Raw genomic sequence first — 23474 nt, 5'->3', positions numbered from 1 at the left:
AGGTGAGCAATGCGTAAACAGTGGCTGTGGGTTGGCATCATGGGGGCGCTGTTAAGCGCCTGTACAACAGAAGCACCCCAACAGCAGGCTCCGCAGCAGCAGCCGGCCTACGCCGGCCCGGTCGAGGAGATTAGTGGCGCCGAGCCGCACTATGAACCTTACAGCGCCACGGCGAACCAGGATTACAGCGTTAATGGCAAAACCTACGCCATTGAGCGCAATCCGGAAAACTTCAGCCAGACCGGGCTGGCCAGTTCGTACGGCGCTGAGGCGAACACCAATACCACCGCAATAGGCGAAGCCTTTGACCCTAATGCGCTGAGCGCGGCCCACCCCACCCTGCCGATCCCCAGTTATGTGCGGGTGACCAACCTCAGTAACGGGCGGCGTATCGTGGTCCGCATCAACGATCGCGGCCCCTTCCAGCCGGGGCGGATTATTGATCTTTCCACGGCGGCGGCTGAACGCCTGAATATTTCCAACAATACCAAAGTAAAAGTGGACTTCATCAACGTTGCGCAGGACGGCACCCTTTCCGGGCCGGGTACCATCGGCACGACTATTGCCAAACAGAGTTATGCCCTGCCGACGCGCCCTGACCTCGGTACCAGCGGCCTCGGCACACCGGTACAAGGCGCAAGCGCTCCGGTCAGCGCACCGGTACGTGCCATTGATAACAGCGCACTCAGTGACGGCAGCATGGCTGAGGGCACCAGCTCCCCGGGTAATGCCCGTGGCGGGTTCCTGAATGCGCCGGCACCGGTCCCGCAAGGTATTCTGGAAAGTGATGAACCGGCCATCCCGGCCGTGGCCGCGGTCAGCGCACCGGCGGCAGCTGCATCGGCCCCGACCCGTACACCGGCTACTCAGGGCGGTTATATGGTCCAGGTCGGTGCGTTACGTGATGCTGCCCGGGCGCAGAGTTTCCAGCAGAGCCTGAGCCAGCGCTTCGGCGTGCCGGGTCAGGTCAATGCCGCCAGCGGCGTGTACCGGGTTCAGCTTGGCCCCTTCAGCAGCCGCCAGCAGGCAGGAGCCATTCAGCAACGCCTGATGAGCGAAGCCCAGCAGCAATCCTTTATTACTGCCCTGCCCGCCGGAGAGTAATATCTTTCCAGGCCGGTAAACCGGCGTTTGCAACAGATAACTATGCCTTTATTTATAAGGTAAATCTATGTAAACGCCGGTTACCCTCTTGATTGGCTGATGCCGGGCGATCTTGCATCTGCTATAGTGTGGCACGTTTTTTAACTTACTTTCACGGATGTTGTAGTCCCGATCATGAAACCTGTAACTACCTTGCGCTTACTGAAGAGCATTACTCTCGGCACCGTCCTGGCACTTGGCGTGACCTCCGTCGCTAACGCTGATGACGTGAATCTCAAAACAATGATCCCTGGTGTGCCGCAGATTGATGCGGAAGCCTATGTCCTGATCGACTACAACTCCGGGAAAGTGCTGGCAGAAATGAATGCCGATGCCCGCCGTAACCCGGCCAGCCTGACCAAAATGATGACCAGTTACGTCATCGGCCAGGCGATCAAGGCAGGCAAAATCACGCCAACCGATGTGGTCACCATCGGAAAAGATGCCTGGGCCACCGGGAACCCCGAGTTCAAAGGCTCTTCCCTGATGTTCCTGAAACCGGGCGATCGCGTGCCGGTTTCTGAGCTGAACCGCGGCATTATTCTGCAATCCGGCAATGATGCCTGTGTGGCGATGGCAGATTATGTGGCCGGCAGCCAGGATGCGTTTGTCGGCCTGATGAACAACTACGTGAAGGCACTCGGCCTGCAGAATACCCAGTTTAAGACAGTACATGGCCTGGACGCTGACGGCCAGTTCAGCTCCGCGCGTGACATGGCGCTGATTGGCCAGGCGCTGATCCGCGACGTGCCGGACGAGTACGCCACCTATCACGAAAAAGAGTTCACTTTTAATAAGATCCGTCAGGTTAACCGTAACGGCCTGCTGTGGGACACCAGCCTGAATGTGGACGGTATTAAAACCGGCCACACTGACGCCGCCGGTTATAACCTGGTGGCGTCAGCCACCGAAGGCCAGATGCGCCTGATTTCTGCGGTGCTCGGCGGCCACACTTATAAAGGCCGTGAAACCGAAAGCAAAAAATTGCTGACCTGGGGCTTCCGCTTCTTCGAAACGGTATCACCATTGAAAGCCGGCAAAGAGTTTGCCTCTGAGCCGGTATGGTTTGGTGATGCCGACCGCGTTGAGCTGGGCGTGGATAAAGATGTGTTCCTGACTATCCCACGCGGCCGCATGAAAGACCTGAAAGCCAGCTATGTGCTGACCACGCCGGAAATCCATGCGCCGTTGACGAAAAACCAGGTCGTCGGCAGCATCAATTTCCAGCTTGACGGCAAAACCATTGACCAGCGCCCGCTGGTGGTGCTGAATGAAGTGAAAGAAGGCGGGTTTGTCGGCCGCCTGATCGATTACATCAAACTGATGTTCCATCACTGGTTCGGCTAAGGCCTTGCAAGCGGGCATTCTGCCCCCATATCATAATCACTCATTAACTCCCGCTGCGGCGGGAGTTATACTTTCTACTCCCTTCCGCTTTTTCTGGAGCACACATGAAAACCAAACTGAACGAACTGCTCGAATTTCCCTGCTCATTCACCTACAAAGTGATGGGTCTGGCGCAGCCCGAGCTGGTTGACCAGGTGATTGAAGTGGTGCAACGCCACGCTCCGGGCGACTATTCACCGCAGGTGAAACCGAGCAGCAAAGGCAACTACCACTCCGTATCCATCACTATTACCGCGACGCATATTGATCAGGTAGAGACGCTGTATGAAGAGCTGGGCAATATTGAGATTGTCCGGATGGTGTTGTAACACCCGCCATAGAAGGGAATCAGCATGGCTGGCAGGTGCGCAGGCCGCTGGTTATACTACTGCAATAATTTCTTTACTTTGTGATGACTGATTTGCAACACAATAACCTAATCGTACGGCAGCTTGGCCTGCAACCCTACCTGCTGGTCTCCGGGGCCATGCATACCTTTACCGATCGCCGTACCGGCGACAGTGCAGATGAAGTCTGGCTGGTGGAACATCACCCAGTCTTTACTCAGGGGCAGGCCGGTAAAGCGGAACATGTGCTGATGCCGGGTGATATTCCGGTTATCCAGAGCGATCGCGGAGGCCAGGTGACTTACCACGGGCCGGGCCAACAGGTGATGTATGTCCTGCTGGACATCAAACGCAACAAAATGGGCGTGCGGCAACTGGTCACCGCTATTGAAGAGACCGTCGTGCAGACGCTGGCGCACTTCGGTGTTGCGGCCCATGCCCGACCGGATGCGCCCGGTGTGTATGTCGGTGAACAAAAAATCTGTTCGCTGGGCCTGCGTATCCGTAAAGGGTGCTCTTTTCATGGGCTGGCATTAAATATTGCTATGGATCTTGCCCCCTTCCTGCGGATTAACCCGTGCGGTTACGCCGGTATGCAGATGACCCAGCTCAGTACCCTCTGCCCGGGGGTCTCAGTCGCGGATGTCCAACCCGTGTTATTAAAAACGTTTGCGACACTCACCGGTTTTAGCACGCTTGAACAACAGCCTTGGGATGCGCAAAATTATCTTTAAATATCAATAAAAAGAATCGTTATATAATTCCCGTCAATATAAAATTCAGATCACGAATTAAATCGCTACTTTATACTAAATTAAGTTATAGTTAACCCCGTGAGCGTGCTTACGGGGCGCCTACAAGGAATGCCGCCATTTATGCCGAACAGCACTTAACAATTAATAGCGAGATGATTTTATGGATGAAAATAACATATCTGCAAGTCTTAATAAATTAAGAAACATTGACCTCAACTTGTTAACAGTATTTGAGGCAGTCTACTTGCACAAAGGAATTGTTAATGCTGCCAAAGCGTTGAATCTTACGCCCTCCTCTATCAGTCAATCCATCCAGAAACTCCGTAATACCTTTCCTGACCCCTTGTTTATTCGCTCCGGTAAAGGGATTACCCCCACTGCCTATGCCAAAAACCTGCATAACCACATCAGCGAGGGCTTAGGCGCCATTATCACTGGTCTGGACTTCAGCCAGGATATTCATAAAACACGTTTTATTACTGTCAGCTGTCGGCCACATACCGGCTGCGAAGTACTTCCGCGCATTTATCAGGAGCTCATCAGGGTTAATCCTAACTATGTGTTAAAGCACCAGGACATCCCCGATAATTATGATGCATTAAACCAGTTTAATGCAGATATCGTGATTGATGCCAAAGCGATATACAGTAAATCTATCGTTGGCGTTAAAATATTTGCAGAGAAAATAGTTTGCGTCTGTCACCGCCATCACCCGCGTATCACTGACTATTTATCCTTAGAAAATGCGGTGCACGAGAAATTCACCTTCTTGGAGATTAACGACCTTGTGCTCAAGCTGCAAAAGCAGTCTCTTGACTTGAATGAATTTAACCGGAACTTTGCATTTACCACTTACAGCTCACTGAATATGTTAAATATCGTCGCCGGCAGCGATCTGGTGTGCTTTGTTACCGAAAGCATGTACGAGATGTATAAACGCGCCTACCCTATCAAAAAAGTCCAAAGCGAGTTCTCATTTAACGACCTCGATATTTACCTTTACTACAACCGGGCGTCTAAAAAAGATAAAACCTTGATGCAACTTATCAACACGATTATCGCCACGTTCAGTGGGGATAATATTACGTATTTGGAGCCCCCCTCAGAAGCCACACTTTAAGCGGCATTTTACGCACCCGACGCTGTGGGCAGCATGAACAACGCACGAATCAATAACATTTTTACAACACATTTTCATGTTCTGCCCACAGTGATAACGTCTTGTTTAATCAAAATAAATTTTCTTAACCCTCGCTATTGCTTACCAAATCCGCCGCAAATTCGTTCAAAAACACGCCACTCTTACACATCAAAGATGATTCAAGGGCTGAATGCCTGCGGGTAAAGGTGATATAATTTTGGGATAATTTTCAAATTTATTTGATTAATCATGTAGTTCGTTGAATTCACTGGCCTTCCTGCCCGGAAAGCGTCAAAACTGGAACCTGCACGACTATGAGTAAACCAATTCAGATGGAACGCGGTGTTAAATACCGTGATGCGGATAAGATGGCCCTGATTCCGGTGAAAACAGTGGTCACCGAACGCCAGGAGCTGTTGCGCAAGCCCGAGTGGATGAAAATCAAACTTCCTGCGGATTCCAGCCGGATACAGGGTATCAAAGCGGCCATGCGTAAAAATGGGTTGCACTCTGTGTGTGAGGAAGCGTCATGTCCGAACCTGTCAGAGTGTTTTAACCACGGTACGGCAACCTTTATGATCCTGGGTGCCATCTGTACCCGTCGCTGCCCGTTCTGTGACGTAGCCCATGGCCGCCCGCTGACGCCGGATGCCAATGAACCCGCTAAGCTGGCGCAGACCATTGCAGATATGGGCCTGCGTTATGTTGTTATCACGTCTGTTGACCGTGATGACCTGCGGGACGGCGGTGCTCAGCACTTTGCAGACTGCATCCGTGCTATCCGTGAAAAAAACCCGACCATTAAAATTGAGACGCTGGTGCCGGATTTCCGCGGCCGGATGGATCGTGCGCTGGAGATCCTGAACGCCACACCTCCGGATGTCTTCAACCATAACCTGGAAAACGTGCCGCGTGTTTACCGCCAGGTCCGTCCAGGCGCTAACTATGAGTGGTCACTTAAGCTGCTCGAGCAGTTTAAAGCGCTTCATCCTGAAATCCCGACTAAATCGGGGCTGATGGTCGGCCTGGGTGAAACCAATGCGGAAATTGTGGAAGTGATGCGCGATTTGCGCCGTCACGGTGTAACGATGCTGACGCTCGGCCAATACCTGCAACCCAGCCGTCACCATTTACCGGTTCAGCGTTATGTCAGCCCGGCAGAATTTGATGAGATGAAAGAAGAGGCGCTGGCGATGGGCTTTACCCACGCTGCCTGCGGGCCGTTTGTTCGTTCTTCTTACCATGCTGACTTGCAGGCAAAAGGCATTGAAGTGAAATAATTGTCTTTCCCCGGAGAAATGACATATTTTGTTACTTAATTTTTGCCGGACGCACTAAAAACGGATGTTCTCGCGAGCATCCGTTTTTTTATTCATTACCCAGTGCTATTACACAACTGCCGTCATAACGCCCGGCGGGGAATGTCAGTCTTTGTTTTCTACACGCGGTGCGGTGGTGCTCTCTTCAGCGGTGGCTTTTGCCGGCGCAGTATCGTCACTCATGGCCTTTTTGAAGCCTTTCAACGCTGCACCCAGATCGCCGCCCAAAGTACGCAGTTTACTGGTGCCGAACAGCAGCACAATAAGAACGCCCACCACCAACAATTTCGTAATACTGATACCTTCCATACACACCTTCTCGTTTATCTAACATGCTGCATGAATCAGCAGAAAACAGCGATGGCTCATTTACTGTTATTCTGGGCGTCAACTCAATGACAATATGTAACAGAGTAAGATTTTTTTCAGGCGTCTTGCTCATTACGCAGTTGCGGCCTGGCAAAACGCTGGTTCTCCAGAACCGGTAACGCGTGGCGCACCTGCGCTAAGCGGGTTTTATCCAGCTCTGCAAAAATCAGCGCGGGCTCCTCTGCCGCATGGGCAATCGCCATGCCCATGGGATCAATCACCAGACTATTCCCGATATTGCGCCCGCCACAGGCACTTACCCCGATCAGGTAACTGGTATTTTCCAGCGCGCGGGCCGTGGCCAGCACCTCCCAATGCTTTTCTTTCAGCGGACCTTTCACCCAGGCAGAAGGCACCACCAGCACGTCTGCACCGTCCATCACCAGACGCCGGGCCATATCCGGGAACCGCAGATCGTAACAGGTCATCAGCCCCACGTTGAAACCGGCGACCTCCAGCAGAGGCGGTACCTCACTCCCTGGTTTAACGTTTTTCGACTCTTTCATTTCCCAGGCATCATATAAATGGAGCTTGTTGTAATGCGCGATAAGCCGGCCATCGCGTACCACCACCAAAACGTTATAGACCAACCCATCGCCGCTGGGGGTGTGCATACCGGCAATGGTCGTCAGCGTACTGCCGCGGCTTGCTGTGAGCAGCTGGCTGACGAAAGGCCCATCCAGCGGCTGGGCCAGGCGCAGTACGCCATCCGCATCGCTGCCATCCTGCGCCATGCAGGCTTCAGGTAAAATCAGTAACTCGGCTCCGGCCTGCACTGCCCGGGCCATCAAAATCTGACAGGTTTCGGCGTTACTCTGCCATTCGGAAGAGATAACAAACTGACCCAGGGCAACTTTCATGTTTCACTCCTTGCTGGTGCATCGCGGGTTAACGGCGTATCGGTGCGGGCGAGATCATCGTTATCACGCACAATACATGCTTTTCTGACGTGCTTTCTATAGCGCAAGATGACGGGCCGCGTGTAAATAGGCTACTCTTGCCGCGCTACGGAGAGGGCATTCCTCCCTGACCGCCCCAGGGTTGATGATGCCTGCGTCACTGCTTAGCCGAATTCATAGGATCGCGTCTGCTAAGTGCTCTTTCCTTTATTAAGACAGGTTTTTTTATGTTCGCTACTCTTCTTGCCGTATTTATTGGTGGTGGTCTGGGCAGCGTCACCCGCTGGTATGTCAGCATGAAAATGAACCCGCTTTCTGCTGTGCTGCCGCTCGGAACGCTGACCGTTAATCTGGTCGGGGCCTTTATCATCGGGCTGGGTATTGCGACCCTGGCCCGGCTGACACAGATTGACCCGGTCTGGAAAATGCTCATCACCACGGGCTTTTGTGGCGGGCTGACGACCTTCTCCACCTTCTCGCTGGAAATGGTGTATCAGTTACAAGAGGGGCGGCTGGCGGCGGCTGGCCTGAATCTCCTGCTTAATCTCGCCGGGTCATTATTGATGACCAGCCTGGCTTTTCTGATTGTCAGTTGGTACAGCGGGCGCTGATGGCCGGTCAGGAAACGCCTTAATGTTTCCTTCATCTTAACGGGGGATAATCAGCCACTCCTGAGCCTGACGGAGATGCTGATGATGTTTACCCTGCCAAAAACGCCTGTTGAATACCTTACGCTGGCGTTCTGCCTGGCCGTCGTAGTCAGTTTTTTCTACCAGTATTTTCATCTGTAATCCCCTCTGTTATTGCCGGCAGCCCCGTTTTTCTGGTGCGCCGGCAGCGAGTCCTCCCCCTTTACGGCTACCTGGCCGGCCGGTCTGCTGCCGGTAATTTGTTATTTCCCTGTGTAATTTAATGTCATACAATTCGCTGTGAACGTTCGTTCTCACTTGCCTGCGAAGTTTGCCCCGGCATGAGAGTACCTTGCCATTGATGACCCGGAGCATGCGATGAACCTGCCGCTTAATAAAGAAGAGCGAGCCCGTTTACGGCGCGATCAAATTATCACCGCTGCACGCATTTGCTTTCGTAATCATGGTTTTCATGGTGCCGGCATGGCAGAAATTGCCCAGATGTCAGCCCTGAGCGTGGGCCAGATCTACCGTTATTTCACCAATAAAGATGCCATTATCGAAGAGATCGTCCGCCGCATTGTGGAAACGAAAGTGAACCACATGCAGTTTAAAAAAGGCGATGTGCAAGAGACCGCAGCCATGCTCTCCCACCGGTTATTGGCAGGTGATCCGCAAGAACGGGAAATTGACCACGCATTAATGCTGGAGGTGGCCGCAGAAGCCACCCGCAACCCTACCGTTGCCCGCATTCTGCGGGAAGCGGATGACAGGCTGTTTGGCCAGGCAATGGATATGCTGACTGGGCTGCGGCCCGACCTGAACCAGGAACAGCTCGCCGTGTGGGTTGAATTTATGGCCGTGATGTGTGAAGGCACGGCGTTTCGCCGGCTGAACCATCAGAAAGCCAATCCTTCGTTACTCAATAGATTTTATTTGTCGCTATTCACAACAATTTTACCTGCTTCGGAAAAGAAATGAGTAAACACATCGCCCGTCAGCGTTTAGGTTATGCGCTGGCTTTAGGATCCCTGGCCGCACTTGGCCCCCTTTGTACCGATCTCTACCTGCCGGCCCTGCCGCAACTCTCCGTTGAATTACACAGCGCTACCGCACTTACCCAGCTTAGCCTGACGGCCGGGCTGTTTGGTCTTGGATTGGGGCAGTTGATCTTTGGCCCTCTGAGTGACAATTTGGGCCGGATGCGGCCACTGCTGTTTTCTTTGCTGCTGCTACTGGGTGCGTCGGTCTGGTGTGCGGTCGCAACGGACATCCACCAGTTAATTGCCGCCCGGCTGTTACAGGGTCTGGCAGGTGCCGGCGGCGCTGTGCTGTCCCGCGCTATTGCGCGCGATCTGTATGCCGGACATGAGCTGACCCGTTTTTTTGCGCTCTTGATGCTGGTGAACGGGCTGGCCCCGATTCTGGCGCCGGTGCTGGGTGGCGGGCTGATGAGCATCATGAACTGGCGGGGGATTTTCGTGGTACTGGCGGTTATCGCGGCCCTGCTGATGGTCATTACACGTTGGCGGTTGCATGAAACACTGCCCGCCGAACGCCGCGCCCAGGGAGGGCCCGGTTCTCTGCTGGGTAACCTTGGCCAGCTGTTGCGCCAGCGGCAATTCATGGGCCTCTGCCTGACACAAGGGTGTGTGACTGCCGGCATGTTTGCCTATATCGGTGCCTCACCTTTTGTTCTGCAAGAGATTTATCACCTCACGCCACAAATGTTCAGCTTTTGCTTTGCGCTAAACGGCATTGGGTTGGTCATCGCGGCTCAGCTCTCAACCCGCCTCAGCCTGGTCTGGGGGGAATTGAAAGTGGTTAAACTGGGTCTTTGTATTGCAGCGACCTCTTCCTTCCTGCTGCTGATTGCCGGTTATCTGCATGCCCCGCTATTTATGCTCCTGATCCCACTATTCTTCTCAGTCTTTACCATTGGAGTTGTGGGGCCAAACGCATCATCCCTGGCTATGCAATCGCAAGGTAAAAGTGCAGGCAGTGCCTCCGCCCTGATAGGCATGACGATGTTTACCCTGGGTGCCATCAGTGTGCCGATCACCGGGTTACACGGTACCTCGGCCTTCTCTATGGCTTACACCATCTTTGGTTGTTACCTGGTGGCGATTCTGTGCTTTACGATGCTGGTGCGTAAACAGAGCCTGTGACTCCCATCTGCCGGACATAAAAAAACCCGCCGAGGCGGGTTTTTTCAGAATTGGGGCGATTAGATCGCAACAACGTTAGCGGCTGACGGGCCTTTGGCACCGTTAGTGATTTCAAACTCTACGCGCTGACCTTCAGCGAGGGTTTTGAAACCATTGCTGGCGATAGCGGAGAAGTGTACGAATACATCTTTGCTGCCATCTTCAGGAGTAATGAAGCCAAAGCCTTTGGACTCATTGAACCACTTAACGTTACCTTTAATCTTAGACATCAAACTTACCTTTACGTGAATGAACGACACAAAGTGTGTGTCGGGTAACAGTACAGCAATTAGGCGGAGGTTTGTCCAGTGGCAGAAGCGGATAAAGCGATAAATGTCGCAAATTTCTTCTTTACCTCACAGTTACTGCAAAAAAAACTGGACGGCCACTTTTCTCTCTTGTCGTTATTTATAACAGCATGATGTTTCTCTTTTATCCTCTCCTCGTCCCTTTAACAGCCCTCCTCTCCCAGTCTATTGTTTATAATGATTATTATTTCAATATTAACAATTAGATGGGTAAATTTATGCATTCCAGACCCGGCAGGAACACAGTAAGAAGGAACGAGAAAATACATAACAAGCTAATCATTTAGATTCTATATAATTTATTTTTAAAAAACTCTTTTTAAACAATTTCTTTAATTGCCTCTATTTATCATTTTTATTGACCTATTTTTACTAAAGGCACCTCGCTTTCCTTGTGCGTTCTTTTGTAAAAAAGGCACCTGAACCCACCGAATACGATATGTGATCGCCGTCACTTCCTGCCCCCTCCGTTAGTAATTTAAAATAAAAAACTTTAAAATCAAAAAGATAAAATTAAATACTTAAAGGAAGGACAAAACCACTGGTTGCTAAACCACTATTATTCATGGATAGGACTATTCTTAGAAGAAATTACATTCTTGAATCTCATTTTTTAGAATGCATTATCAGTTTGTATAGTTTATATTCACGCTCCGTTACGCCATCGTATACGATTAATCCTAAATTTCATTGCGAGATCGAGCATCATGAATAGCCATCAGCACGTTATCAAGCAACAGCAGCAGCAACCGGTTTTCAACATCGATTCTGTCAGCAGCCCTGTAGCCTGGAAATTGATTCTGGGTGGTTGTGCGGTGTTCTGGATCGCGGTTATCGCCCTGATTTGCCAGATTTTCTAAGTCGCCAGCGTGACTTTTCTGTTCAGGCCGCTCCTTTCTCTTTAGCCTGTCCCAAAAGGTGCTACCACCTTTGTCCGGGAAAAATAAAAAACAGCCTGCTTACACTGGGTAAAAGGATGCACTTTTTCGTGCGTGCACCTACAGTCAGGGCAGTGACAGGAGCATTACTGGGTTTCATGTTTTCCCCAGTAGAATTCCCCTTTTTTTCTTCCCGCATTAACCATGACAAAACTGTCAGACCATAAACGCGTTGTTTTTCAGCGATTAACCCTTTGAAACACCTGCCAGACACTAAAAATGTGTCTCAATATTCAGGTTTACGTTAGCAGAGAAAAGGTTGCGTAAAGCGCCTTGAGCGCCTTTGCAGGAAAGCGTTTGATAGGGGACCGGGCGATGTTGCACGGTTATTGGAGGTTATCATGAACAAGATTTGTTTAACGGCGGCTGGCCTGCTGGCACTGGCCCTTTCGGCATCCAGCCTCGCTGCTGTGGCGGCACCGGCAGAAAAAGCGCCTGATGCGCCCCCTTCTATGATGGAAGGCAAAGGGCCGCATGGCAACTTCCCAGGCAAGATGCCTCCGCCGCCGATGATTCCCCTTTATCAGGCTTCCTTGCAAACAGACAATCCAACCGAAGGTCTGAATAAGTTGCTTTCTGTTATGCCCCAAAAAAGCGGCGGACATTATGAAGTCCGGGTGTCAGTGGTTGAACTGCCGCCGGCCCCCCCGGCCCCTGCAGCACACTAATCTCTCCTGAAGCCCTGCGGGGCTTCTTGCCTCATGTCAGCCTCAGACGATGACCACCTGCATACCACGTTGAGTTAATGCCTGGTGTTCATCATTGCCGAGGCCGCTGTCTGTAATCACCGTATCAATGTGTGCCAGAGGAAGGACCTGGTTAAACCCACGGCGGCCAAATTTCGACGCGTCGGTAACGGCGATCACCCGCTTCGCGGCTTTCGCCATCACGGCACTGATCGAGTACCCTTCATTAAAGGTCGTAATGCCGTTAACAGCATCCAGCCCATCTGCGCCAACAAACATCAGGTTGGCAGAAATTCCCTGTAACGCGAACTCTGCAACCGTGCCGTGCATTGACCGGGTTTTATGGCGCAGTGTGCCGCCACAGATCACCAGCGTGATATCTTTATTTTCCGAAAGCACAAAGGCTGCGGGTAAATTGTTGGTAATAATCGTAATGTCCGCGCGCTCTACCAGTTCCTCGGCAATCAGCATGGTTGTGCTGCCGCTGTCGAGAATTACCGTGTCCCCCGCCTTAATCATTGCCGCCGCCGCCTGGGCGATCCGTTTCTTCGGATCTTTAGCCAGCCGGTAACGATCCTCAAGAATAACCTCGACGGCCTCTTTGCTGCCCTCATTCAGCCAGGTGTCTGCGGCTTCCCCCGGCCTGGCTGCGCCCCCATGAAAGCGGAGTACCAGGCCCCGTTCCTCCAGCAAGCGAAGATCGGCCCGGATGGTGACTTCCGACACATCGAAAGCATCTGAAAGCTCAGTCACCAATACGCTGCCCTGCTGATTCACCAGCTCTATTATTTTATGGCGTCTTTCATAAGAATTCATAATATCCAGCCCGCTTTTTCATATTCATTACAGTGTAAACAAACAGCATCCGAAAGGGGAGAGAAATTTTATCAACCGACATTCCTCTTCCCATCCTCTCTCTGCTGCCGCGTGCAATGACGTGACAAGCAATGGCGATCAGGCTAACTATTTTTATATAAATCAATATATAAAAGCGAATTATATAAACAAGCCATCCATTCATGCGTGTTTTGATTACGCCCTTGCGCCCCACCAAAATCTTGCGAAGCGCTTCGAAAACCCCAGGCATAAAAGAAAGAAAGCGTAAAATAATTACGATCTTCATCACGAATTACAAAAGGCAGGATTGCGGACAATACGAAATAAACCGATTGTTATTCGAAAATAAACGGAGATTAAGAATGAAAGAGATTATCCAGCAACATAAACAGGGCGAGGCCATCGGCATCTGTTCTGTCTGCTCTGCCCACCCCTGGGTGATTGAAGCCGCACTGCGTTTTGATCTCACCAGCCAACGCAAAGTACTGATTGAAGCTACCTCCAATCAGGTTAACCAATTCGGCGGCTACACCGGCATGACACCCGCCGCCTTCCGTGATGCCGTGCTCGCGCAGGCACATCATACCGGCTTCCCGGTGGAGCGCCTGATCCTGGGCGGTGACCACCTTGGCCCAAATTGCTGGCAGCATGAATCCGCCGATGTCGCGATGCAAAAAGCGGAAGTGATGATAGCGGCCTATGTGAGTGCCGGGTTCAGTAAGATCCACCTGGATGCTTCCATGTCCTGTGCGGATGATCCGGTTCCGTTGCCGCCGTCGGTAGTGGCGGAGCGCGCTGCCCGCCTCTGCCGTGTGGCGGAAGCGGCGGCCACCCCAGAACAGCGGAAGGTACTGACGTATGTGATTGGTACAGAAGTGCCGGTACCCGGCGGGGAAGCCACTGCCATTGAGAAAGTCCATATCACGACCCCGGAAGATGCCGCCGACACCCTCCGGCTGCACCATCAGGCTTTTCAGCAAGCCGGTCTTGAAGAGGCTATTCCCCGCATTATCGCGCTGGTGGTGCAACCGGGTGTCGAGTTTGACCATACCCGGGTCGTGCATTATCAGCCTGATGCCGCCCAGGCGTTGACCAGGTACATTACCACCACGCCTCTGGTGTACGAGGCGCACTCCACGGATTACCAGACGCCGCAGGCTTACCGCCGGCTAGTGCGGGATCACTACGCCATTCTCAAAGTCGGGCCGGCGCTGACGTTCGCCCTGCGGGAGGCGATCTTTGCCCTGGCGGCCATCGAGCACGCCCTGACACCCCCGGAGTCACGCAGCCAGCTCCTGGAGGTCATTGACCGCGTGATGCTGGATGAACCGCACTATTGGAAAAAATATTATCACCCCACGTTCAGTCAGGCGCTGGTTGATCTGCATTTCAGCTTGTCAGACCGCATCCGTTACTACTGGTCCCATCCCCGTATCCAGGCAGCGCTGGATACCCTGCTCGCCAATCTCCAGCACACGGCTATTCCGCTTGGGCTGCTCAGCCAGCATCTGCCGGTACAGTTCCAGCGTGTGCTGGCCGGTCAACTGGCTGCCACCCCCCATGCCCTGATAATCGACAAAATTCAGGATGTGCTGCGTGCTTATCGCGTGGGCTGCACACCCACCCACCCAGCCTGTGAGGAGCATTCCCATGCAGCCGTGTGAACTCTTTGTCACGTCCGGTATTCACTTTGCAAATGCAGAGCAGGCGCTGGTACATATCGGCCGGGAGATGCTGGCCCAGGGCGTGGTCAATGCCAGTTACCCCGGGGCTTTGCTGGCACGGGAAGCCCAGTTCCCGACCGGTATTGCGCTGGACCAACATGCCGTGGCTATTCCCCACTGCGGTGCGGAACACGCCCGCCGCCCCTGTCTTTACCTGATCCGGCCGGCACAGCCCGTCCCCTTTCAGCAGGCTGACGAAGAGAGCACCGTCGCAGTCTCGCTGATTATTGCGCTGATTGTCACGGATCCGCAGCAGCAGCTTGTTTTACTGCGCACCCTGTTTGGGCAGTTACAGGATGCCGATTTTCTGGATGCGCTCCTGGCCGCACCGGATGAGACGCTGGGCGAACTGTTCCGCCGGCGTCTGTTTTCACTGCCCTCTTCCCCTACGTCCTAACATCAACAACAGCAAGGAGTTCTCTCATGAAAAGAAAAATTATTGTGGCCTGTGGCGGTGCGGTAGCGACGTCCACCCTGGCCGCCGAAGAGATCAAAGAGTTGTGCGCGGAACATCATATTCAGCTTGATCTGGTGCAGTGCCGGGTAACGGAAATTGAAACCTATATGGATGGCGCGGATCTGATCTGCACCACTGCCAGGGTGGATCGTCAATTCGGCACCATTCCGGTGGTGCATGGTATGCCGTTCGTTTCCGGTGTCGGCATTGACGGGCTGAAACAGAAGATACTGACGCTGCTGCAGGAGTAATTGCCATGTTCACCGACATCATGCGCTACATCCTCGATCTCGGCCCCACGGTCATGTTGCCGATTGTGATCATCCTGTTCTCCCTGCTGCTGGGCATGAAACTGGGTGATGCGTTCAAGTCCGGCCTCCATATTGGCATCGGATTTGTTGGTATAGGGCTGGTCATTGGATTAATGCTCGATTCTATCGGCCCGGCGGCCAAAGCCATGGCTGAGCATTTTGAAATTAACCTGCAGGTGGTGGATATCGGTTGGCCCGGGTCCTCACCAATGACCTGGGCATCACAAATTGCGCTGGTGGCGATCCCTATTGTCATTGCGGTCAACATCGTGATGCTGGTGACCCGCATGACCCGGGTAGTCAATGTCGATATCTGGAATATCTGGCACATGACCTTTACCGGCGCACTGGTTCATATCGCTACCGGCTCTTACTGGCTGGCGATCCTGGGCGTGGTAGTGCATGCGGCCTTTATCTACAAACTGGGTGACTGGTTTGCCAAAGATACCCGTGACTACTTCGCCCTGGAAGGGATCGCTATTCCACACGGCTCCTCAGCCTATCTGGGGCCGATCGCCGTGCTGGTTGATACCATCATCGACAAGATCCCCGGCCTGAACAAAATCCATTTCAGCGCGGATGACGTACAGCGCCGTTTCGGCCCCTTTGGCGAGCCGGTCACCGTGGGCTTTGTGATGGGGCTGCTGATTGGTTACCTGGCCGGTTACGATGCCAAAAGCGTGCTGCAACTGGCGGTGAAAACCGCCGCCGTCATGCTGCTGATGCCGCGGGTCATCAAGCCGATTATGGATGGCCTGACTCCCATTGCGCGCCATGCCCGTACGAAGCTGCAGGCGAAGTTTGGTGGCCAGGAGTTCCTGATCGGCCTCGACCCTGCCCTGCTGCTGGGGCATACCTCGGTGGTGTCCGCCAGCCTGATCTTTATCCCACTGACTATCCTGATCGCCGTGCTGGTGCCGGGGAACCAGGTGTTGCCGTTCGGCGACCTGGCCACCATCGGCTTCTTTGTGGCGATTGCGGTGGCGGTGCATCAGGGCAACCTGTTCCGTACGCTGATCTCAGGTACCCTCATCATGAGTATTACCCTGTGGATAGCGACCCAGACCATTGGTCTGCACACCCAACTGGCGGCCAACGCCGGCACCCTGAAACAGGGCGGCGGGCTGGTGGCGTCAATGGATCAGGGCGGCTCGCCCATTACCTACCTGCTGATTGAACTCCTGACCTGGCAAAACCTGACGGGCCTGCTGGTTATCGGGGGGATGTATGCACTGGGCGTGTTCCTCACCTGGCGGCGTGCCCGCGGGTTTATCCGGGCAGAATCGCAGGCAGCGGCACTGCAAAAAGCGGCAAACGTCTGATGCCCTCTACTTTCATGGGGGCGCATGCCCCCCTTCAGGAGCTGGTTATGAAATCTGTTGTGATTCACGCGAACAGTGAGGTGGTGGTAGAAGAACGGCCGCAACCCTGCATTACCCAACCGGATGACGTGTTGGTGCGCATCGCCTATTCCGGGCTATGCGGCTCTGACATCCCGCGTATCTTTGCCTCCGGTGCCCATTACTACCCCATCACGTTGGGACATGAATTCAGTGGTGAGGTGGTGACATGCGGTGACGGCATCACGGATCTGGTGGCCGGCGACCGCGTGGCCTGTGTGCCGCTGCAACCCTGTTTTGCCTGTGAGGAGTGTCGCCGTCATCTCTATTCACAGTGCAAACACTATCAGTTTATCGGCTCACGCTCAGAAGGTGGCCATGCCGAATATATCGTGGTCAGGCGATCGGCACTATTCAGGCTCCCGGCAGATGCCTCTTTATTACAGGGGGCCTTCTTCGAACCGATCACCGTGGGCCTGCATGCGCTGCATCTGGCAGGCGGTTGTGAAAACAAACATGTGGTGGTGATTGGTGCAGGCACTATCGGGCAATTGGTTATCCAATGTGCCCGGGCGCTGGGCGCGGCCTCGGTCACGGCCCTGGACATTAACGCAGAGCGTCTGATCCAGGCACAAACCAGCGGTGCCACCCAGGCATTCAACAGTGCAGAACTCAGCGCACAGGAGATCGCCGCACAACTGCATGAACAGCGCTTTGACCAGCTAATCCTTGAAACGGCAGGCACCCCGCAAACCATCGCCCTGGCAATCGAGATTGCCGGACCACGCGCGCAACTGGCGTTAATCGGTACTTTACATAAAGACCTGACGCTGACTGCGCCGGTGTTCGGCCAGATCCTGCGGAAAGAACTCACGCTGCTGGGCAGTTGGATGAACTACTCCGCCCCCTGGCCGGGCGTGGAGTGGCAACAGGCACAAGCCCTGTTCAGCAAAGGTGCCCTGACGCTGGCGCCGTTGATTGCCCATATCGGTGATGCCCCGCAGTTTGCCAAAGAAGTCAGCGCCCTGCAGGGCCGGCCGATGCAGGGAAAACTGCTGCTTAACTTTACTGCCCAATAAACTTGCCGGCAGCTCTCCGGCGCATAAGCGGGGTAGCTGCGGCTTTGCTGAGAAAAGAGTATGTATCTGATATCAACCCGGGAAATGCTGCGTAAAGCACAACGTGAAGGCTACGCGGTACCCGCTTTTAATATCCATAACCTGGAAACCATACAGGTGGTGGCTGACACCGCGGCCCGCATGGGGTCGCCGGTGATTCTGGCAGGCACCCCCGGCACGTTTAATTATGCCGGCGTGGACTATCTGGTCTCAATTTGCCGCCAGGCAGCGCGCACCACCCAACGCCCGCTGGCGTTACATCTTGATCACCATGACGACCCTGCTGACATCGCGCGCAAAGTCTGTGCCGGTGTCCGCTCAGTGATGATGGATGCCTCCCACGCCCCGTTTGAGCAAAACATCGTCCAGGTGGCGGCGGTGGTGCAGTTCTGCCACCGCTATGATGCCAGCGTTGAGGCAGAACTGGGCCGGCTGGGCGGCCAGGAAGATGATCTGTCAGTGTCAGAAAAAGAGAGCTTCTTTACCGATCCGCTCAGCGTGGCAGGCTTTATCAGCAGAACCGGTATCGATTCGCTGGCGGTGGCAATTGGTTCTGCACATGGGCTGTATGACGGCGAACCGCAGCTTGATTTTGCCCGGCTGACGCAGATCCGCGCTCACACCGACACCCCGCTGGTGTTGCATGGGGCGTCCGGGTTACCTGACGCCATGGTGAAACATGCCATCGCCTCCGGCATCTGCAAAGTTAACGTGGCGACAGAACTCAAGATTGCGTTTGCTGATGCGGTAAAAGCCTATTTCGGCGACCATCCTGAGGCCAACGACCCGCGTCATTACATTCAGCCCGGTAAAGACGCCATGCGTAAGGTGGTCGAAGAGAAGATCCTGATGTGCGGCAGCGCAGACAAACTCTGATGTTTGGTGCAGTGGTACGGGGGCGGATTATGCCTCCGTAACAGCCTGACACGGTTATGCTACCTACTCTACCCATACAAAAGCGCCGTTTCTGTTTTGATGGCTACTTGCCCAGCAAACCGCTGCTTGCTTAGGTGCACAATGTAGAAGCGATAAAGATGTTCCTTTATTAGTACGTTGTAACTAATAATTATCACGTCAGGTTGTGCGTGCCACGAAGAATACGTGTCACTGACAAGGTGTACTCCGGAAGAAGGTAATAGATACAGGCGGTAATAAATAGGCGGGGGTAATCATCAAGAAGTAAGCAGCAAAAATGCGGAGGGAAAAGCAGAGATATTTGCTTATTTTACTCAAATGAGAATTATTGCTATTACCAACCTGCTGTCCTGTTACAAATAGCGCAGGGCCGGCACGGCGGGTAAACCCTTATAACGTGCCCCGGGCAGACCGGCTGAATAATAACCCGGCCCGATCCGCCTTTCTTTTTGTGCCTTAAGCCTGGCGCTATTTCTATGGCGTGATTGACCCGCATTATCGCACGTAATTTCTGGTCGGTTATATATTAAGCACCTATGTAACAATATTTTTCATGCTGTGAAAACTTTTAGTTACTGCTCATGCGGATTTTTTTAGATACTATTAGGTAAAAGCTAATTATAGGTAACACATGGAACTCAGGCATCTTCACTACTTCGTGGTGCTGGCAGAAAAGCTGCATTTTGGCGCTGCGGCAGAGAAACTCGGCATCGCTGCACCTACCCTTTCAGTGCAGATCAAGCAATTGGAAGAGTCGATTGGCGTCGAGTTATTTACCCGCACCAAGCGCAGTGTCAGCCTGACTCAGGCCGGTGCCCTGTTTCTGGTTGAGGCCAACGCGACCCTGGCCCAGGCAGAACGGGCCAGGGAGATTGGCCGGTTAGCCAGCCGGGGGGAAGTGGGGCATCTGGGATTGGGCTACGTCAGTTCAGCGCTCTGGTCAGGCATTTTAAGTAAGTTATTGTCGCAATTCAGAAAGCAGAACCTTAACGTCACCATTACCCCGCGCGAATACCCCATGAACGAATTGCCGGTAATGGTCAGTGAAGGAAAGCTGGATATTGCCTTTATCCGTAGCCCAATACGCCTGCCGGATGACATAAAAAGCCTGCATATTCAGCAGGATATATTTTGCGTCGCGCTGCCTGCGGCGCATCCGCTGGCGGCCCGCCAGCAACCGGTTGAACCTTTTGAGCTGCGTAATGAAAAATTTATTATTCCTGAGCAGCCGCACGGCACCATTGAAGTCGCACGGCGGGGAGGCTTTAAGGTTAAAAAAAGCGAAAGCCCGGGCAGCCTGGTGGATGTGCTCTCCCGCGTCTCGTTTAATGAGGGGGTGGCCATAGTGCCGGATGTATTATCCAATACGGTTTTCCTGCCGGAAGTGGTGTATCGCCCGCTGGCGGCACCGGCAATTCCTTCAGAAATCAATATCATTTATCGTAAGTGGGAGCGCTCGCCCACGGTGATCAATTTTATCGATTTTACCCGCAGCCTGTTCACCTCCTGACGCACGGCTTCCCGTTTTCCTGCTAATCTGCGCCCCGCCCTAAGGGATTAGGGCAACATTTCACCCCGCAGTATGCAAAAATCACAGTCAATTATGCTAATGGGGAATTTTGATTTTTATTCCAATATAGCCACATAAAATACACCATTTTCACATCTCATTATCATTAACCGATAAATCCGCAACATTGAAACAAAGTCTAAATAACCTCCATCAGAAACAATTCATATCAATAATCGTAACCGCCATGACGCAGATCAATATTATTGTGCTTGTCCTTTCACCCGCTTTGATTTTGTGATCAAAGAAGGAAAGAAATCCGCAGTTAATTATCTGAACCGCACAAAAATGTAGCTCACCTGTTAATTGCTGGTAAATAAAAAATAAACGAGGATGCTATGCTAGATCGAGGTAAGCAATGTTTGGATTAGACGCCTTTCATCTCGCCAGGATACAGTTCGCCTTTACTGTCTCCTTCCATATTATTTTCCCGGCTATCACTATCGGGCTGGCCAGTTTCCTGGCTGTGCTGGAAGGGCTGTGGCTGAAGTCAAAGAACGAGGTCTACCGCGATCTTTACCACTTCTGGTCGAAAATTTTTGCCGTAAACTTTGGTATGGGCGTCGTGTCCGGCCTGGTAATGGCGTATCAGTTCGGTACCAACTGGAGCGGTTTCTCCCAGTTTGCCGGCAGTATCACCGGCCCGCTGCTGACTTATGAAGTGCTGACCGCCTTCTTCCTCGAAGCCGGCTTCCTCGGCGTCATGCTGTTTGGCTGGAACCGCGTAGGCCGTGGCCTGCACTTCTTTGCCACCTGCATGGTTGCACTCGGTACCATCATCTCTACCTTCTGGATCCTGGCGTCCAACAGCTGGATGCAGACCCCGCAAGGCTTTGCGCTGAAAGACGGCATGGTGATCCCGGTTGACTGGATGGCGATCGTCTTTAACCCGTCATTCCCGTTCCGCCTGATGCACATGGCCACCGCCGCCTTCCTGGCCAGCGCCTTCTTTGTGGGCGCGTCCGCTGCCTGGCACCTGCTGCGCAAACATGACACCCCGGCCATCCGTAAGATGTTCTCCATGGCATTGTGGATGGCGCTGATTGTTTCGCCGATTCAGGCGATGCTGGGTGACATGCACGGCCTGAATACCCTGCACCATCAGCCGGCAAAAATTGCCGCGATTGAAGGCCACTGGGAAAACCCGCCGAATGAACCGACGCCGCTGATCCTGTTCGGTATTCCGGATATGGAACAGGAAAAGACTAAATATGCGCTGGAGATCCCGTATCTCGGCAGTTTGATCCTGACGCACAGCCTGCATGATCAAGTCCCGGCGCTGAAGTCCTTCCCGAAAGAAGACCGCCCGAACTCCACCATTGTGTTCTGGTCGTTCCGCGTGATGGCCGGCCTCGGCATGCTGATGGTGCTGATGGGCTTAATCAGCCTGTGGCTGCGGTTTAAAGATCGCCTCTACACCTCGCGCGCTTTCCTGTGGTTCACCCTGCTGATGGGCCCGTCTGGCCTGATCGCAATTCTGGCAGGCTGGTTTACCACTGAGATTGGCCGCCAGCCGTGGGTGGTATATGGCCTGCTGCGCACCAAAGACGCGGTGTCGGCACATGGCGACCTGCAGATGAGCATCAGCCTGATCGCCTTTATCGTGGTCTACTCCTCGGTGTTCGGCGTGGGTTACACCTACCTGTTCCACCTGATCAAGAAAGGCCCGGAGATGGGTGAAGGCAGCCATACGCCGGAAGGCGGCCCGGGGACGAAACATACCCCTGCCCGTCCGCTCTCTGCGGTGAAAGAACCGTTAAACCAATCGGAAGAGGGTAAATAACGTGGGTATCGATCTTTCTATTATCTGGTTCACCATCATCGTCTTCTCCACGCTGATGTATATCGTGATGGACGGCTTTGACCTGGGGATTGGCCTGCTGTTCCCGTTCAACAAAGATGCCGTTGAGCGTGACATGATGGTTAACACCGTCGCCCCGGTCTGGGACGGCAATGAAACCTGGCTGGTGCTGGGCGGCGCGGCGCTGTATGGCGCTTTCCCGCTGGCCTATGCCGTGATTGCTGATGCCCTCGCCATTCCGCTGACCATCATGCTGATTGGCCTGATCTTCCGCGGCGTAGCGTTTGAGTTCCGCTTCAAAGCGACTGAAGGGCACCGTGCGTTCTGGGACAAGTCCTTCATCGCCGGCTCCATCATCGCCACCTTCAGCCAGGGCATGGTGGTCGGTGCGTTCATCAACGGCTTCCCGGTAGAAGGCCGTACCTTTGCCGGCGGCGCGATGGACTGGCTGACGCCGTTCACCGTGTTCTGCGGCGTTGGTCTGGTTATCGCTTATGCGCTGCTGGGCTGCACCTGGCTGATTATGAAAACCGACCACGCGCTGCACCGTAAAATGTCTGCGCTGGCGAAACCGCTGGTTATCCTGCTGCTGCTGGCCATTGCGGTACTAAGTGCCTGGACCCCGCTGCAGCACGGTGCGATCGCGGCCCGCTGGTTCACCCTGCCGAACCTGTTCTACTTCCTGCCGGTACCGGTACTGGTGGTAGCGGCGGCCTGGGGCCTGCTGCGCAGCGTGAAACGCCACGCGCACTACTCGCCGTTCCTGCTGACGCTGGCGCTGGTGTTCCTGGGCTTCACCGGCCTGGGTATCAGCATCTGGCCGAACATTATCCCGCCGAGCATCAGCATCTGGCAGGCGGCGTCCCCGCCGCAGAGCCAGGGCTTCATGCTGGTCGGCGGCCTGCTGATCATCCCGATCATTCTGGCCTACACCTTCTGGAGCTACTACGTGTTCCGCGGGAAGATCACCCCGGATGAACACTACCACTGATGACATACCCTGTTGGCATAACTGAGGAAGAAAAGATGATTGAGAATACCCATACTCAGGCACCTTCCCCGCTGTGGAAACGCGTGCTGTGGCTGGTCGCGATTTATGCGGGCAGCGTGCTGGCGCTGGGCTGCGTGGCGACGGTGTTCCGGTTTATGATGACCGCCGCCGGTATGCGCTCCCACTAAGCACCTGACCCCATAGCGGATACGTTTACGCTGACACCCCGAAGCCATCTCCCCGGAGATGGCTTTTTTATTGCCCCCTCCCCTTACGCAAAGCC

The 23474-nt window shown here is 53.6% G+C and carries 26 protein-coding genes and 1 riboswitch; of the genes, 21 read left to right on the top strand and 5 right to left on the bottom strand.

The window, feature by feature from the left end; all coding sequences use genetic code 11:
• The first annotated feature begins 9 nt into the window (after window positions 1–9).
• From rlpA to lipA, 6 genes are all read left to right on the top strand, one after another.
• Complete coding sequence (rlpA, locus tag CYR55_RS08545; RefSeq protein ID WP_101815725.1) at window positions 10–1104, top strand: endolytic peptidoglycan transglycosylase RlpA; 1095 nt, start codon at window positions 10–12, stop codon at window positions 1102–1104.
• A 174-nt stretch (window positions 1105–1278) separates the two neighbouring features.
• Window positions 1279–2490: a D-alanyl-D-alanine carboxypeptidase DacA gene (dacA, locus tag CYR55_RS08540; protein ID WP_101815724.1), complete on the top strand. Its 1212-nt coding sequence runs from the start codon at window positions 1279–1281 to the stop codon at window positions 2488–2490.
• 104 nt (window positions 2491–2594) lie between these two features.
• Complete coding sequence (gene ybeD / locus CYR55_RS08535) at window positions 2595–2858, top strand: DUF493 family protein YbeD (RefSeq protein ID WP_072926340.1); 264 nt, start codon at window positions 2595–2597, stop codon at window positions 2856–2858.
• A gap of 83 nt (window positions 2859–2941) precedes the next feature.
• A complete protein-coding gene (gene lipB, locus CYR55_RS08530) occupies window positions 2942–3610 on the top strand; it encodes a lipoyl(octanoyl) transferase LipB (RefSeq protein ID WP_101815723.1) in 669 nt (222 codons plus the stop codon).
• Between the two features lie 181 nt (window positions 3611–3791).
• Complete coding sequence (locus tag CYR55_RS08525; protein WP_101815722.1) at window positions 3792–4751, top strand: YbeF family transcriptional regulator; 960 nt, start codon at window positions 3792–3794, stop codon at window positions 4749–4751.
• Window positions 4752–5086: 335 nt separating this feature from the next.
• Entirely contained in the window at window positions 5087–6052 is a 966-nt protein-coding gene (lipA, locus tag CYR55_RS08520; protein WP_101815721.1) for a lipoyl synthase, read from the top strand.
• 144 nt (window positions 6053–6196) lie between these two features.
• On the opposite strand, the gene tatE is transcribed toward lipA, so the two are convergent.
• Both tatE and CYR55_RS08510 read right to left on the bottom strand, forming a co-directional pair.
• Complete coding sequence (gene tatE, locus CYR55_RS08515) at window positions 6197–6400, bottom strand: twin-arginine translocase subunit TatE (RefSeq protein ID WP_101815720.1); 204 nt, start codon at window positions 6398–6400, stop codon at window positions 6197–6199.
• A 116-nt stretch (window positions 6401–6516) separates the two neighbouring features.
• A complete protein-coding gene (locus CYR55_RS08510) occupies window positions 6517–7320 on the bottom strand; it encodes a deaminated glutathione amidase (protein WP_101815719.1) in 804 nt (267 codons plus the stop codon).
• Window positions 7321–7460: 140 nt separating this feature from the next.
• Window positions 7461–7521: riboswitch (Fluoride riboswitch) on the top strand.
• Between the two features lie 65 nt (window positions 7522–7586).
• Between CYR55_RS08510 and crcB the strand changes: the two genes are divergently transcribed.
• The 3 genes from crcB to CYR55_RS08495 all read left to right on the top strand — a co-directional run bounded on the left by crcB (window position 7587) and on the right by CYR55_RS08495 (window position 10156).
• Window positions 7587–7970, top strand: a complete 384-nt coding sequence (crcB, locus tag CYR55_RS08505) for a fluoride efflux transporter CrcB (RefSeq protein WP_101815718.1) — start codon at window positions 7587–7589, stop codon at window positions 7968–7970.
• Between the two features lie 396 nt (window positions 7971–8366).
• On the top strand, window positions 8367–8969 hold the full coding sequence (locus CYR55_RS08500; RefSeq protein WP_101815717.1) for a TetR/AcrR family transcriptional regulator: 603 nt from the start codon (window positions 8367–8369) through the stop codon (window positions 8967–8969).
• The gene (locus CYR55_RS08495) at window positions 8966–10156 is read left to right on the top strand and encodes a multidrug effflux MFS transporter (RefSeq protein WP_101815716.1); all 1191 of its coding nucleotides are present in this window, start codon (window positions 8966–8968) and stop codon (window positions 10154–10156) included. The genes CYR55_RS08500 and CYR55_RS08495 overlap by 4 nt, the downstream gene beginning before the upstream one ends.
• A 59-nt stretch (window positions 10157–10215) precedes the next feature.
• Here CYR55_RS08495 and cspE read toward each other — a convergent pair whose 3' ends face one another.
• The gene (gene cspE / locus CYR55_RS08490; protein ID WP_146000969.1) at window positions 10216–10425 is read right to left on the bottom strand and encodes a transcription antiterminator/RNA stability regulator CspE; all 210 of its coding nucleotides are present in this window, start codon (window positions 10423–10425) and stop codon (window positions 10216–10218) included.
• Window positions 10426–11210: 785 nt separating this feature from the next.
• Between cspE and CYR55_RS23530 the strand changes: the two genes are divergently transcribed.
• Together CYR55_RS23530 and CYR55_RS08485 are read left to right on the top strand one after the other, a co-directional pair.
• Window positions 11211–11363 carry a hypothetical protein gene (locus CYR55_RS23530; protein ID WP_165699550.1) on the top strand — a complete coding sequence of 51 codons (153 nt, stop codon included), beginning with the start codon at window positions 11211–11213 and terminating at the stop codon, window positions 11361–11363.
• A 419-nt stretch (window positions 11364–11782) separates the two neighbouring features.
• A complete protein-coding gene (locus CYR55_RS08485) occupies window positions 11783–12109 on the top strand; it encodes a hypothetical protein (RefSeq protein WP_101815714.1) in 327 nt (108 codons plus the stop codon).
• A gap of 42 nt (window positions 12110–12151) precedes the next feature.
• Here CYR55_RS08485 and CYR55_RS08480 read toward each other — a convergent pair whose 3' ends face one another.
• Window positions 12152–12943: a DeoR/GlpR family DNA-binding transcription regulator gene (locus CYR55_RS08480; RefSeq protein ID WP_101815713.1), complete on the bottom strand. Its 792-nt coding sequence runs from the start codon at window positions 12941–12943 to the stop codon at window positions 12152–12154.
• Window positions 12930–13253 (bottom strand): hypothetical protein, encoded by a 324-nt coding sequence (locus CYR55_RS08475; RefSeq protein WP_165699549.1) that lies wholly within the window; start codon window positions 13251–13253, stop codon window positions 12930–12932. The genes CYR55_RS08480 and CYR55_RS08475 overlap by 14 nt, the downstream gene beginning before the upstream one ends.
• Before the next feature lie 73 nt (window positions 13254–13326).
• Between CYR55_RS08475 and gatZ the strand changes: the two genes are divergently transcribed.
• The 10 genes from gatZ (at window position 13327) to CYR55_RS08425 (ending at window position 23379) form a co-directional block, all read left to right on the top strand.
• The gene (gene gatZ / locus CYR55_RS08470) at window positions 13327–14628 is read left to right on the top strand and encodes a tagatose-bisphosphate aldolase subunit GatZ (RefSeq protein ID WP_101815711.1); all 1302 of its coding nucleotides are present in this window, start codon (window positions 13327–13329) and stop codon (window positions 14626–14628) included.
• On the top strand, window positions 14615–15085 hold the full coding sequence (gene gatA, locus CYR55_RS08465) for a PTS galactitol transporter subunit IIA (RefSeq protein ID WP_101815710.1): 471 nt from the start codon (window positions 14615–14617) through the stop codon (window positions 15083–15085). The genes gatZ and gatA overlap by 14 nt, the downstream gene beginning before the upstream one ends.
• A gap of 26 nt (window positions 15086–15111) precedes the next feature.
• Window positions 15112–15396: a PTS galactitol transporter subunit IIB gene (gene gatB / locus CYR55_RS08460; protein WP_101815709.1), complete on the top strand. Its 285-nt coding sequence runs from the start codon at window positions 15112–15114 to the stop codon at window positions 15394–15396.
• Between the two features lie 5 nt (window positions 15397–15401).
• The gene (locus CYR55_RS08455; protein WP_101815708.1) at window positions 15402–16778 is read left to right on the top strand and encodes a PTS galactitol transporter subunit IIC; all 1377 of its coding nucleotides are present in this window, start codon (window positions 15402–15404) and stop codon (window positions 16776–16778) included.
• A gap of 47 nt (window positions 16779–16825) precedes the next feature.
• Complete coding sequence (gene gatD, locus CYR55_RS08450; protein WP_101815707.1) at window positions 16826–17875, top strand: galactitol-1-phosphate 5-dehydrogenase; 1050 nt, start codon at window positions 16826–16828, stop codon at window positions 17873–17875.
• Between the two features lie 60 nt (window positions 17876–17935).
• On the top strand, window positions 17936–18790 hold the full coding sequence (locus CYR55_RS08445; RefSeq protein ID WP_101815706.1) for a tagatose bisphosphate family class II aldolase: 855 nt from the start codon (window positions 17936–17938) through the stop codon (window positions 18788–18790).
• 670 nt (window positions 18791–19460) lie between these two features.
• Window positions 19461–20339 (top strand): LysR family transcriptional regulator, encoded by an 879-nt coding sequence (locus tag CYR55_RS08440; RefSeq protein ID WP_101815705.1) that lies wholly within the window; start codon window positions 19461–19463, stop codon window positions 20337–20339.
• A 418-nt stretch (window positions 20340–20757) separates the two neighbouring features.
• Window positions 20758–22182, top strand: a complete 1425-nt coding sequence (locus CYR55_RS08435) for a cytochrome ubiquinol oxidase subunit I (protein WP_101815704.1) — start codon at window positions 20758–20760, stop codon at window positions 22180–22182.
• 1 nt (window position 22183) lies between these two features.
• Entirely contained in the window at window positions 22184–23191 is a 1008-nt protein-coding gene (gene cydB, locus CYR55_RS08430) for a cytochrome d ubiquinol oxidase subunit II (protein WP_101815703.1), read from the top strand.
• Between the two features lie 35 nt (window positions 23192–23226).
• The gene (locus tag CYR55_RS08425) at window positions 23227–23379 is read left to right on the top strand and encodes a DUF2474 domain-containing protein (RefSeq protein ID WP_101815702.1); all 153 of its coding nucleotides are present in this window, start codon (window positions 23227–23229) and stop codon (window positions 23377–23379) included.
• Window positions 23380–23474 lie beyond the last annotated feature (95 nt).

The sequence above is a fragment of the Chimaeribacter californicus genome (genome assembly GCF_002858675.1).
In the GTDB taxonomy this organism is placed as follows: domain Bacteria; phylum Pseudomonadota; class Gammaproteobacteria; order Enterobacterales; family Enterobacteriaceae; genus Chimaeribacter; species Chimaeribacter californicus.
This window is presented reverse-complemented; position numbering and strand designations above follow the sequence as displayed.